9 protein-coding genes are annotated in these 12,773 nt (G+C 34.2%); 3 read left to right on the top strand and 6 right to left on the bottom strand.

Annotated elements, in window-relative coordinates:
• Positions 1-161 precede the first annotated feature (161 nt).
• Together Q1A73_RS05645 and Q1A73_RS05640 are read left to right on the top strand one after the other, a co-directional pair.
• Positions 162-716 carry a hypothetical protein gene (locus Q1A73_RS05645; RefSeq protein ID WP_299602767.1) on the top strand — a complete coding sequence of 185 codons (555 nt, stop codon included), beginning with the start codon at positions 162-164 and terminating at the stop codon, positions 714-716.
• Between the two features lie 186 nt (positions 717-902).
• Positions 903-1,619 carry a hypothetical protein gene (locus Q1A73_RS05640; RefSeq protein WP_299602765.1) on the top strand — a complete coding sequence of 239 codons (717 nt, stop codon included), beginning with the start codon at positions 903-905 and terminating at the stop codon, positions 1,617-1,619.
• A gap of 53 nt (positions 1,620-1,672) precedes the next feature.
• Here the strand turns inward: Q1A73_RS05640 and Q1A73_RS05635 are convergent, their stop codons facing one another.
• The 3 genes from Q1A73_RS05635 to rpsO all read right to left on the bottom strand — a co-directional run bounded on the left by Q1A73_RS05635 (position 1,673) and on the right by rpsO (position 7,021).
• Positions 1,673-4,180 (bottom strand): chondroitinase-B domain-containing protein, encoded by a 2,508-nt coding sequence (locus Q1A73_RS05635; RefSeq protein ID WP_299602763.1) that lies wholly within the window; start codon positions 4,178-4,180, stop codon positions 1,673-1,675.
• Between the two features lie 137 nt (positions 4,181-4,317).
• Positions 4,318-6,507: a polyribonucleotide nucleotidyltransferase gene (locus Q1A73_RS05630; RefSeq protein ID WP_299602760.1), complete on the bottom strand. Its 2,190-nt coding sequence runs from the start codon at positions 6,505-6,507 to the stop codon at positions 4,318-4,320.
• 244 nt (positions 6,508-6,751) lie between these two features.
• Complete coding sequence (rpsO, locus tag Q1A73_RS05625) at positions 6,752-7,021, bottom strand: 30S ribosomal protein S15 (protein WP_299602757.1); 270 nt, start codon at positions 7,019-7,021, stop codon at positions 6,752-6,754.
• Between the two features lie 164 nt (positions 7,022-7,185).
• On the opposite strand from rpsO, the gene Q1A73_RS05620 reads away from it, so the two are divergent.
• Positions 7,186-8,016 (top strand): hypothetical protein, encoded by an 831-nt coding sequence (locus Q1A73_RS05620; protein WP_299602754.1) that lies wholly within the window; start codon positions 7,186-7,188, stop codon positions 8,014-8,016.
• Positions 8,017-8,089: 73 nt separating this feature from the next.
• Here Q1A73_RS05620 and accD read toward each other — a convergent pair whose 3' ends face one another.
• From accD to Q1A73_RS05605, 3 genes are all read right to left on the bottom strand, one after another.
• Entirely contained in the window at positions 8,090-8,950 is an 861-nt protein-coding gene (gene accD, locus Q1A73_RS05615) for an acetyl-CoA carboxylase, carboxyltransferase subunit beta (protein WP_299602751.1), read from the bottom strand.
• Between the two features lie 66 nt (positions 8,951-9,016).
• On the bottom strand, positions 9,017-10,084 hold the full coding sequence (gene fbaA / locus Q1A73_RS05610) for a class II fructose-bisphosphate aldolase (RefSeq protein ID WP_299602749.1): 1,068 nt from the start codon (positions 10,082-10,084) through the stop codon (positions 9,017-9,019).
• A gap of 87 nt (positions 10,085-10,171) precedes the next feature.
• Positions 10,172-12,736, bottom strand: a complete 2,565-nt coding sequence (locus Q1A73_RS05605) for a BamA/TamA family outer membrane protein (RefSeq protein WP_299602746.1) — start codon at positions 12,734-12,736, stop codon at positions 10,172-10,174.
• Positions 12,737-12,773 lie beyond the last annotated feature (37 nt).

Here is a 12,773-nt window from a genome sequence, read left to right as displayed (position 1 = left end):
AAATAAGATTGAAGCACCTTCATTTTTTTGAAGGTGTTTTTTTATGAACATACCCGAATTGTGATTATCACAAGTATAAAATTTTATACTCGTGATTTTGATAATGGTAGTTCTTAGATAGAAAGTATGTTTGATTCACTAAACAAGTTAAATATTTTATTATGGAAAGATTAATGAAAGTGGCTATTGTGTTACTAATTTCAAAGATGTCCTTTGGACAGGAAAATGATGCGTCTGATAAGGGGAAATTTAGATTCAGATCTATCGAGGCCGGTTTTGGTTTTTATGAATCAACTTACAAAGAAAGAATCAATTCTTCTGGGCATAGTGGAATTGATTTAAGTGTAAGAACATCCTTTTCATTAAAAAGGAATATTTTTTCCTTGGATTTAAAATTAGGAGAAGAAGTGAGCTTTTTTGGAGGTGGAGATAGTTTTTATGCGGTTAATCTTTTGTACGGAAGACAATGGGATTTAGCAGCTTGGTTTGCAATAGAAACTCATTCGGGATTAGGAGTGTTTGCTAATAGTAGATATGATGTTAGTGGTGATTTTGGAAGGGATACTAAAACAGAGGAAAGTCTAGGAGTTCCTATTGATCTAAAATTTATGTTGTATCCCAAAGGGTTTACTATCGGACTTAATCCAGGAGTTAATTTTAATTCTATTGGTAATACTTTTTACGGGAATCTCATTTTTCAATATAATTTCAACTAATCCATAGTATTCTATGATACATAATCCTTATAGACTAGTTCTAAAAAGTCTGTTGCTGTTTTTTAGCACTGATCACTTTGCTCTTGTGATTATCGCAAAACCAAAATTTCATACTCGTGATTTTGACAATTAAGACCACGGAATTGCTATTATGTTTACATCACTAAACAATAAATTTTTAATATGATGAAAAAGTTGGTCAGTGTTACAATTCTATTCTTATGTGTTTCAAAATATAGTTATAGCCAAAATTTAGATAACGATCAAAAACAAAGAAGAGAGAAGAAACCAATTGCCTTTACCAATGGTTTTAGCTCTATTGCCAGTGATGAAAGTAATGAGTTGGATATTTACGGAGGTATTATGTTTGAACGAAAAAACGGTTGGGGATATGGATTTGATTTTACAAGATCTGCCTACACCGCAGAAAGTACAAAAGGTATCCCTCCAATAGATGAGATAGAAAACTTTGAAGGAACAGAATTACCTGAAGGAATTGAAAAAAGATTTCCTTATAGCGGTGAGAGGGATAATAGGTTGTATGCTTTGTCTCCTAATTTATTTAAGTCTTTTGCTCTTAACAAGAAAAGGTCTTTTAAGATATTTGCTATGCTAGGTCCTTCTATTATCTATAGCGAAGACTATGAGTATGCTGTTGAATATTCTCCAGGATCTACTTGTGGTTTTGGAGGTTTTTGTTTTCCCGGTTCATCGGGACCATCTTTGGATTATAGGAGAGTACAAGAAAGTAAGAAAATCATTCTTGGGGGATTTTCTAAGATATCTTTGCGATATACATTTAATAGTGTAGTAGGTCTCGAACTTTCTACTTATGGTAATCTCAATGGGGTTAAAAGTGTATATGGCTTTCAGTTTGGTGTTGTCTTAGGAAGACTTTTCTAATAGAAAAAACAAACCCTCTTTAAGACCTATTAAAGAGGGGTTGTTTTTTGTTGTTATTGTATCACAAAACGACCGTAGGCTCCTTGTATTTTAGCAATATAAGTTCCACTACTTAAGTTATTAGTGTTAATCGTACCATTGGTACTATTAAACTCTTCTTTTAGGATTGTTCTACCTCTAAGATCAAAGACTTGTACTAAACCGATAGCTGTCTTAGAAATGATTTGGATCGGTTGGTTTTGTGAAGGAATAGGGTATAATAAAATACCGTTACTAGCTAGAGTGTTTTCATCTACTCCTAAGGTAGCATCACATTCTAGGTCACCATAGATATTCACTTCGACAATACTTGCAAAACCAGATCCCGTATTGGTACCATTGGAAGTAAACTTGATATATCTTCCTGTTACATTGTTAAGAGCAAATAACTGCTCTGTATTTTCAGCACCACTTTCGATGGTACTATCTTCTCCTGTTAATACATTGGTAAAAGGACCATTTTGATCATCGGCAACGGCAATATCGAAATTAATGGTTCTTTCATCAGCTTTTAAAACATGAATTCCTATTTGACTAAGGGTTCTTATACAAGATACATCGAATGTTATCGAAACTTCAGGTTCGGTATTTGCGTCTCCTGTCCAATATTCAGATGCGGTTACATTATCATCCCATGCAAATTGAGCCCCAACATTAGGTTTTCCTTGTTCAGTTCCTATTGCAGTTGCGTCTACTATAGTAATTTCTTCTGAAAAAAGATTAGACTGTATAATGTTTACTGTAGTGGTTAAATCACTTCCTCCAGGAGTCTCATTAATGGTTAAGGTTGCGGTACGCTGTGCATTAGTATTATTCTCTGTATAGTCAACTGTAATTATTGCAGAGTTGCTTCCCGAAACATTATCAACTGTTATCCAAGCGGAGTTTTCGGTTATAGTCCAGTTAACATTAGCATTGATTTCAAACGAAATGTTTCCTCCACTTCGATTTGCGTTCAATGTTGTTGGAGTAGCTGTTAGTCTTGGAGTATCCATTCCAGTTCCACCAAAACCAATACTCACACCTACATCGGCAGTTGTGTATGGAATACGAGATCCACCTGAATTGAATTCTTCTGCACCTGCATCAAGGCTTCCAGAACGAGTACCTCCTAAGATGTCCGTAGTAACAAAAGGGTAGTTACCAACTGCTGCATCGATAGCAGGACTGTTAGAACCTAATTCATAATAAAAAGGACCATTTTCTAAAAGTCCAGATGTTACTACTTGGTTACTATTAGTGCCTGTTGAAAGATCCCAGGAACCATTTTGAGTTATGTTTCCTTGATATACAGATGTTCCTGTTGGCGCTGTTTGCTCGTCAACTGCACTTTCAGCAGTGTTAATCATGATATTATTTGCAATAATTAAGTTTTCTGGTGCTAAGCTTAAGTTACCTCCAACATTAGTTCCGATTCTAAAACCATAATCACAGTTTACAAAAGTATTATTTACTATAGTAGCATCAATAACCTGATAATATCCATTAAGGGCTGTATTAGGTCTTCCATTACTAACATTAATAGCTCCAGCTGTACTAGTGTTACTACCATCTGGTTTTTCAGAATTTACTCCTTCAATATAGTTGTTATATACTCTATGTCCTTCTCCAATTACACGAATACCACCTGAAAAAAGATTGTTTTGGGCAAAAAAGAAGTTGTTGTATACTTCGCAGTTATCACCATGGCGTAATGTTAACGTTCCTTGATAGTCTCTAAAAGTATTATTGTAATATTTGTTTTCACCACTTTTGTTTGAAATAATTTCTACTTCTCCAGACCAGTTGTAAAATAGATTGTCATAAACTTCAGTATTAGAAGGATGTAACGAGGTGCTACTGTTTCCTATTCTAATAGCATCTTGATCATTATCCTGATTAACCTCTCTAATTGGTGTACGATCTGCAAAATAGTTATGATGAATTTTTGTAAAATCAGGCTCTGCAAATTCAGTAGAAGTAGCATTTCTATTGTCGTTGATAATACTACCAATACCATGTTTTCCAATAAATGAACTGAAGCTAATTTCGTTATATTGTCCGTATACTACAATCCATTTAAAAGTTAAGGTTTCTTGCGATGCTGTTCCGTTATAACTGTCTACTTTGATATTTGTAACTGTACAATGATCACATTCATTGTTACTGCTATCTCTAAACTCAATGATAGGTTCTATTGTACTTCCGCTAGTGCTTAAGTTTGATGGATTTTGAAAAACTACTCCTTCAAAAACAACATAGGAACCACCCATACTTACTCTAGAATTACCTTCGAAAAAAACTGAACCTGGAGTTTGTGCTTTGATAGTAACTGGATTTGTTTCCGTGCCATTTTTATTAATGTTTATGACCACATTTGTCCAAGTTCCATTAGCTAGTGTAATGGTAGATCCTGCGGATGCATTAGTGATAGCGCTTTGTAATTCAGAATTGTTAGAAACTGTTTGTGCAAATATTGGGGTATTTGCAAAAGTCAGCAATACACAAATGACGATTGTGCTTGTTAAGATTTTAATGTTCATGATTTAGGGTCTTCAATTAAATTGGTCAACCAATTTGGTCAACCAGACAAATATACTATTCATTTTTGTAAAACCAAAAAACGCTTTCAAAAATAATGAAAGCGTTTATTATTAGGTGTTTAGAGAAATGTTATAGTCTACTTCTCTTTTTTGTCATTGTTTCTTGGTTTTCTATCACCTCTTGGTTTATCACCATCTTTTCTTGGTGGTCTAGGTAATAAAGCTTTTCTAGAAACTTTTTCTTTTCGAGTTCTAGAATCAATACCAAAGTATTTTACATCCATTACATCACCCATATTTACCACGTCACTTACATTTTCAGTACGTTCCCAAGCTAATTCAGAAACGTGAAGTAGTACTTCATTTCCTGGAGCTTCCATATATTCTACAACAGCTCCGAAGTCAAGCATTTTTACAACTTTTACTTCATAGACACTTCCTACTTCTGGTTTGAAGGTAATAGCATTTATTTTTGCTAGAACTTTATCAATTCCTTCTTGATCTGTACCAAGGATTTCTACAATACCTTCTTCGGTAACAGGATCTTCATTAATTACAATAGTTGTATTTGTTTCCTTCTGAAGTTCTTGAATAACCTTACCTCCAGGTCCGATAAGAGCACCAATATATTCTCCAGGAATGGTTCTGGTAACCATTTTTGGAGCGTGTCCTTTTACATCTGCATTTGGAGTAGAAATTGTATCGGTTAATTTTTCGAGAATGTGTAAACGTCCATCACGAGCTTGTTTTAATGCATTTACTAAAATCTCATAGCTTAATCCTTTAATTTTAATATCCATCTGGCAAGCAGTGATACCATCTGCAGTACCAGTAACTTTAAAGTCCATGTCTCCTAAGTGATCTTCATCACCTAGAATATCTGATAATACTGCATAATTACCCGTGTCTGGATCGGAAATTAACCCCATCGCAATACCTGAAACTGGCTTTTTTAGTTGAACTCCAGCATCCATTAATGCCATAGTTCCAGAACATACTGTTGCCATAGAAGAAGATCCGTTAGATTCTAGAATTTCAGAAACTACACGAACTGTATATGGACAATCATCAGGAATCATTCCTTTAAGAGCACGTTGCGCTAAATTACCATGTCCGACCTCTCTTCTTGAAGTTCCACGAATTGGTCTTGCTTCTCCTGTAGAAAAAGGAGGGAAGTTGTAATGTAGATAAAATGTTTCTTCTCCTTCGTAAGAAGGCATATCTATCTGATTAGCTTCTCTAGACGTTCCTAAAGTTACAGTTGCTAAAGCCTGTGTTTCACCTCTTGTAAATATAGACGATCCGTGTGTAGATGGTAGATAGTCCACTTCACACCAAATTGGTCTAATTTCGGTTGTCTTTCTTCCATCAAGTCGTAATCCTTCATTCAGTGTTAAATCTCGAACTGCTGCTTTTTCGGCTTTTCCGTAATATTTAGAAACTAAGTCTCCTATGTCTTCTAATTCCTCTTCAGAAAAAGTAGCTAATATTTCTTCTTTGATTTCTGCAAATGCAGCACCTCTTTCTTTCTTAGAAGAACCTTGTTTTGCTACAGCATATACTTTATCATATGCCAAATCATGAATTTTCTGAGCTAAATCTTCATCATTTCTTTCTGGTTCGTATTCTCTAACTTCCTTCTTTCCGAATGCTTCTGCTAATTTTCTTTGAGCAATACATTGTGCCTTAATAGCTTCATGTGCAAACTTGATAGCCTCTGTCATTTCCTCTTCGGAAATTTCATCCATTTCTCCTTCAACCATCATAACAGAATCTTCGGATGCTCCGATGACCATATCAATATCAGATTCGTCTAATTGAGCTCTTGTAGGATTTACAATAAACTCTCCGTTAATTCTTCCTACTCTTACTTCAGAAATAGGGCATTCAAATGGAAAATCAGATAATTGTATTGCTGCAGACGCTGCCAATGCCGCCATTGCATCTGGCATCACATTTTCATCGTGAGACATTAACTGGATCATTACCTGAGTTTCGGAGTGATAATCTTTAGGGAATAGTGGGCGTAGTACACGGTCTACTAATCTCATTGTTAATACTTCTCCATCACTTGGTCTCGCTTCTCTCTTGAAGAATCCACCAGGATATCTACCTGCAGCTGCAAATTTTTCTCTATAGTCTACAGTTAATGGAAGGAAATCTACATCTGCAGCTTTATAGTTAGAAACTACAGTACACAATAGCATACACTTTCCTGATTGTACAACAACAGAACCATGTGCCTGTTTTGCTAATTTTCCAGTCTCTAAACTAATTTCTCTTCCATCACCTAGGTCAATGACCTCTCTATACACTTTTGGAATCATATTCTTTTTTTGATTCTAATCTCAATATATAATGCGATTGCATTTCTTATATCAAGATTTCATTAAACATTGGTTTCCGTCTTACTCGGACGGACAAGGTTGTGTTGTTGTAGTTGTTGTGCGACCAATGAAAAACTAAGGCATTCATTTTAATCTTCTCTAGATCAAAATGTTTTATTAAATTTTGTCAAAAAGAAAATAAGAGTATAATTAAAAAGAGAGGCATACAGCCTCTCTTTTTTGATTATTTTCTTAATCCTAATTCTTTTACGATTGCACGATATCTCATGATATCTTTCTTTTTTAGATAGTCTAAAAGATCTCTACGCTTACCTACTAATTTTACTAGTGAACGCTCAGTGTTAAAATCTTTACGATTCTTTTTTAAGTGTTCAGTTAAGTGTGAAATTCTGTGTGTAAACAATGCAATCTGTCCTTCAGCAGAACCCGTATCGTTTTTACCTTTACCGTGTTTTGCGAAGATTTCTTCTTTAATTTCTTTTGTTAAATACATTCCAATATTATTTAAATGATTTTTATGTATAAATAGCATTCTGCTATTAGCGTGCAAATATAATACTTTTTCGACAAGAAACTCTTTTTATGAAAAAAAACGTCCTTAATTAAACCTTTTTTAAATAGGTATGTCCTAGAGAAGTAACATTAAAAATTAAGATAATGAAGAACAACATTTTAAAATTTGGATTTATTGCATTCTTTTCTGTGGTTTTAGTGGGATGTAATAGCGAAGAAGTAGCAGATCAATTATCATTTGATGCTATAGATACGACGGAAGCTTCCTTAACAGCGAATATTGATGACGGTTCTGAGGTAATAAGTGATCTTACATTGCAAGGTTTCGAGGATGAAGAGAACTTAGGAAAAAGCAGTAATAATCGTTTTTTGCCTGATTGTGCTACAATAACTGTGGTTTTAACTGATACTTCTAAGGAGGTAACAATTGATTTTGGAACAGAAGGTTGTGAGGTGAGAAGTGGGCATATTGTAAAAGGAAAGATACTGATGTCTTATCAGCTCGATGTAGATGCTATGTCATTGATTATTAATTATGGTTTAGAAGATTTCTTTATAGACGATATGCAATTTGAAGGATCGAAAACAATTACAAGATTAAAATCAAACACTAATGGGAATCCACAGTATTCAATGGATTTAGACCTTACAGTAACTTTTGCTGATGGTACACAAGCATCAAGAACAGGTAGTAAGACTAGAGAATGGATAGAAGGTGTCTTTAATGGTAATTGGGGTGATAATGTGTTTTTAATTACGGGAGCATGGCAAACAAATCTTGCAAATGGTAATACGCATAGTACAACGATCACTACGCCTATAAGAAGAGAAGCTAGTTGTAGATTTTTAGTTAGTGGGGTAGTAGAGTTGGTGAGAACTAATTACAGTGGTACTTTAGATTATGGAGATGGTTCTTGCGATAATAAAGCAGTGTTTACAAATTCAGATGGAGAACAAAGAGAAATTGTGTTGTAATTATTTGGTTTTAACAAAGAAAAAGCGTCCTTATTTTCAAGGACGCTTTTTTGTTTGTCTAAAAATCTTATCTCTAATTAGAGGATAAAGGTCTGTTTAGGATAAGATCAAGATATAGATTTATTTTTTCTTTTAGATTTTGTCTAGGGCTTATAAAGTCTAAGAACCCATGTTCTTTAAGGAATTCTGCTGTTTGGAAACCTTCAGGAAGTTCTTTTCCTGTGGTATCGCGAACAACTCTTGGACCAGCAAATCCTATCAAAGCTCCTGGTTCTGCAATATTAATGTCTCCCAGCATTGCAAAAGAGGCAGTCGTTCCTCCTGTAGTAGGATCTGTACATAAAGAAATGTAAGGAATTCCTGCATCTGCCAGTTGAGCAAGTTTAGCAGAAGTTTTTGCTAACTGCATAAGTGATAATGCTGCTTCCATCATTCGAGCACCTCCAGATTTAGAGATAATCATAAAGGGTATATTATGTTTTAAAGAATGATCCGCAGCTCTGGCTATTTTTTCTCCAACAACGCTTCCCATAGATCCACCGATGAATGAAAAATCCATACAAGCAATTACAATGTCATTACCATTTGATTTTCCTACTGCAGTTCTAACAGCGTCTTTTAAGTTCGTTTTCTCCTGAGCATCTTTAAGACGTTCAGTATACTTCTTTTTGTCTTCGAATTTAAGAGGGTCCTTAGAGGAAAGGTTTTTGTCTAATTCTTTAAATTTATTATCATCAAAAAGAATTTCGAAATATTCTTTACTACCGATTCTTACGTGATATCCGTCTTCGGGACTTACATAAAAGTTCTTTTCCAGTTGTTCTGCATCAACTATTTTCCCAGTTGGAGATTTATACCAAAGTCCTTTTGGAACGTCTTTTTTGTCCTCAGTAGCGGTTTGTATACCTTTTTGAGTTCTCTTAAACCAAGCCATAAATTATTTGTATTAAAAAAGCTGAAACTCTTTTTTATTCAGAGTTTCAGCTTGGTTGTCTATTAGTTATAATGTATTTACATTATTTAAATCCTCGAAAGCCTTTTTAAGACGGGTTTTAAAGGTGATTTCACCTTCTCTTAACCATTTTCTAGGGTCGTAATATTTCTTATTAGGCTCATCAGCGCCTTCTGGATTTCCAATTTGCGTTTTAAGATAATCAATCTTACCGGTCATGTAATCTCTAATCCCTTCGTTAAAAGCAAACTGTAAGTCTGTGTCAATATTCATTTTAATTACTCCGTATCCAATTGCTTCTCTGATTTCTTCTAGAGTAGAACCGCTTCCTCCGTGGAACACGAAGTCAATGTGGTTATGTTCTACACCATATTTTTCAGAAATAAACTCCTGAGAGTTTTTCAAAATTTTAGGAGTTAATTTTACATTTCCTGGTTTATATACACCATGAACATTACCAAAAGCAGCCGCTACGGTAAATTTGTCACTTACTTTGCTTAATTCTTCATAAGCGTAAGCAACTTCTTCTGGTTGCGTGTATAATTTAGAATCATCTACATCACTATTGTCCACACCATCTTCTTCTCCTCCAGTAATACCTAATTCTATTTCTAGAGTCATCCCCATTTTACTCATACGAGCAAGATATTCTTTACAGATTTCGATGTTTTCTTCGATAGGCTCCTCTGATAAATCAATCATATGAGAGCTATATAAAGGTTTTCCTGTTTCTTTGTAAAAAGCTTCTCCTGCTTCTAACAATCCGTCTATCCAAGGAAGTAATTTTTTTGCACAGTGGTCAGTATGCAAAATTACAGGTACCCCATAAGCTTCAGCCATTAGGTGTACATGTCGAGCTCCTGCAGTAGCACCTGCAATTGCAGCTTTCTGATCTTCATTAGAAAGTCCTTTTCCTGCATTAAATTGAGCTCCTCCGTTAGAGAATTGAATAATTACCGGTGAGTTTAACTCTGCTGCAGTTTCTAATACAGCGTTGATAGAATTGGATCCAATTACATTTACCGCTGGTAAGGCGTAAGCATTTTCTTTTGCATGATTAAAGATAGCCTGTACTTCGTCTCCTGTTGCAACTCCTGGTTTGATGTTGTGACTCATAATTTACTTTTAGTTAATAAGCCTACAAAAATAATAAAATAATACGGAATGAATTTTAATTTTAAAGACGAAAAGTGTGATTGTTTTTTAGAAAGGATAATTAATCCCCACATTGTAAACACCTTCAGAAAAATTATAACCTTTAAACCATCTTTGATCTTCTAAGCGAGCAGGGTTAAATGTTTTAAAACCAAGGTCTAATCTAACTACAAAAAAATCGAAATCATAACGCAATCCTAAACCACTTCCGACGGCTATTTCCTGAATATCATCTAATCTCGAAAAAACAGCATCTTCTTCCTCCACACTATCTAAAACGTTCCAGATATTACCAGCATCTACAAAGAAAGCTCCATTAAGTGAGCCTAAAATATTGTATCTAAACTCTGCGTTTAGTGCAATTTTCATATTGGCTTCATTGAATTCGTTTCTGCCACCACTACTTCCAGGTCCTAAATCATAGGGAAGCCAAGCTCGGTTGTCATTTGGACCACCACCAAAGAAACTTCGAGCAAAAGGAATACTATTAGCATTTCCATAAGGTAGTGCGATCCCACCAAAGGCTCTAAAGGCTAAAACACTTTTTCCACCGAGATCCCAATGTTTTATATAATCCAATTCTGTTTTTACATATTGTGAGAATTCTACTCCAAAGATCTCGAAACGATCGTTAGAGTTTTTGTTTAATCCTGTTAGGTTAGAAACTGTATTTAAAACGTTTCCAGCTAATTCTATTTTTGCTCTGAAAATTGAAAAATCCTCATCATAAAGATTTTCTCGATTATTTTTTAAATAGGTATAGCTAGAAGCAAAAATAAGGTTGTCTTCTGTAAGTCGTTCTTTTCGTTCATTGATGTTTCTGATTTCTTGTAATTGTTCTGAGGTAAGATCAGGATCAGGAGTTTCGCTGAGCGATTCTATTATAAAGCTATTGGCACCAGATGGAATTGATAATCTAGTCTCGTTTTCGTTTTCAGGATCAAAAAATGGTGAATTTGAATCTAATACTTCATTAGCAATATTATTTAATCTGCTGAAAGAGTTAGAATATACGTTGAAATAGTTTCCTGTATTTAGATTTCTAACGTACTGAACATTAACCAAATCAATCTGATTTGTAAGTTTTGTATTTGGTTTCCATTCATAGTTGAATATTCCGGAAGCGTTTTGTTTGTCTAAACCAATGTTTTGTTGGGTGTTGATACCGAAAATAAGATTAGTAGTCGGAGACATGTATTTAGGGATGATTCTCCTCGTTTGAAGTGGGAAAATAATTTTAGGAAATGATAATTTAAGATCGACCCCAATTTCGGAAATGTCAAAAAATTGCCCATTTGGATCTACGGGATCTTTAGAGGATCCAACACTACCTCTTCCTGAGATTTCAAAAATTTCAGCTCCACCAAAAACATTTCGTATTAAGAATGAACCACTAAAACCAATTCCGAATACCTGAATATTAGAAGTAGATACGTCGAATTCTACATTAGTACTGTATTTTTTTCTGGGTGTTAATAATACATTGGCAATAAGATCGGTTCCTTTTGGATCATCTGGATCTACAATGTATCGGATGTTTGGATATTTAAAAGTTTTTAAATTATTAATCTGATTATACGTAAGGGTTCGGTCTTTATCTCTAAAAATTTCTCCTGGTGTTATCAGTATAGAGTTGGCAATAGCTTTGCGAGTATATCTCAACTTGTCATAACTATAAATGTTATATCCATTGTATGAGGCGCTGTCTTTTGGAGTTTCATTTCTGTTTTGATAGGAGTAATCCGTAAATACATTTACTTTACTAATCTTATGTACCTGAAAAGGTACTCTTTTTGTTTCTTCATCTTCTGTTACTTGTCTGTCCTTAATAAGTAAATTTAGGTGTATTTTTTGATCTGTATTTACCGTATCAGCGTCAAATTTTATGTATTCTTTTTCGAAATGATATAGCCCGGAATTTCTGTATAAGCTGGTTAAGCGTTCTCTTTCTGATTCAATATCTAAGGTTCTATATTGTTTTCCAACAATGATTGCAGATTCGTCTTGATGTAGTTTGTAAATAGAATCAGCTACTTTAGAATCGATTTTAGTATTTAATGTGTCTATAAAGTATGGTTTGTGAGGTCTTACATAATAAGAAGCGGATGCTCTTTGATCTTCTTTATAATTGATACTGTAGTCTGTTTTTACATTAAACCAACCGTTATTCCAGTAATAGGACTGCAATCTTTTTACAGATCTTTTTGCTTTAGCACTATCAACTACAACTGGAGCTTCTCCAGCTTTTTTTAACCAATTATTAATTCCAGAATAGGCTACACCTAATCGATTAACCTGTTTTTTAGATAAAAAATTAATTAATTTTTGTTCTCTTTTAGGATTCTTATATAGCCAGTTTTGATAAGAGGAATCAGGATTTACCTTTGCCATATTATAGATGTGAAGTCTAAAAGGAGTCCATGCAAGTTTTGAATTTGGTTTTTGGTATAGCTGATTGTAAAGTTTAGTGTCATTACTTTTAATACTATCTACAAAAATTTCATTTTTAACCAATAAAGAATCTTCTTCAGATACTCTTTTAATTGCGTTACAGGAAATTAAAAAAATTGTAGATACTACAACAAATACTATTTTTGTGAACAGGTGTTTCAATCGAGATTCATTATTGTGTCAAAAATACATTATTTGT

The organism is uncultured Aquimarina sp. (assembly GCF_947492115.1).
In the GTDB taxonomy this organism is placed as follows: domain Bacteria; phylum Bacteroidota; class Bacteroidia; order Flavobacteriales; family Flavobacteriaceae; genus Aquimarina.
The sequence above is the reverse complement of the archived record's forward strand: the minus strand, read 5'-3'. Positions and strand labels throughout refer to the sequence as shown.

What these genes read in the sequence shown, in the direction of transcription:
- Q1A73_RS05630 (WP_299602760.1), bottom strand. Translation starts at nt 6,507, where the DNA reads ATGATTCCAAAAGTGTATAGAGAGGTCATTGACCTAGGTGATGGAAGA.
- Q1A73_RS05640 (WP_299602765.1), top strand. Translation starts at nt 903, where the DNA reads ATGAAAAAGTTGGTCAGTGTTACAATTCTATTCTTATGTGTTTCAAAA.
- Q1A73_RS05645 (WP_299602767.1), top strand. Translation starts at nt 162, where the DNA reads ATGGAAAGATTAATGAAAGTGGCTATTGTGTTACTAATTTCAAAGATG.
- accD (WP_299602751.1), bottom strand. Translation starts at nt 8,950, where the DNA reads ATGGCTTGGTTTAAGAGAACTCAAAAAGGTATACAAACCGCTACTGAG.
- rpsO (WP_299602757.1), bottom strand. Translation starts at nt 7,021, where the DNA reads ATGTATTTAACAAAAGAAATTAAAGAAGAAATCTTCGCAAAACACGGT.
- fbaA (WP_299602749.1), bottom strand. Translation starts at nt 10,084, where the DNA reads ATGAGTCACAACATCAAACCAGGAGTTGCAACAGGAGACGAAGTACAG.
- Q1A73_RS05620 (WP_299602754.1), top strand. Translation starts at nt 7,186, where the DNA reads ATGAAGAACAACATTTTAAAATTTGGATTTATTGCATTCTTTTCTGTG.
- Q1A73_RS05635 (WP_299602763.1), bottom strand. Translation starts at nt 4,180, where the DNA reads ATGAACATTAAAATCTTAACAAGCACAATCGTCATTTGTGTATTGCTG.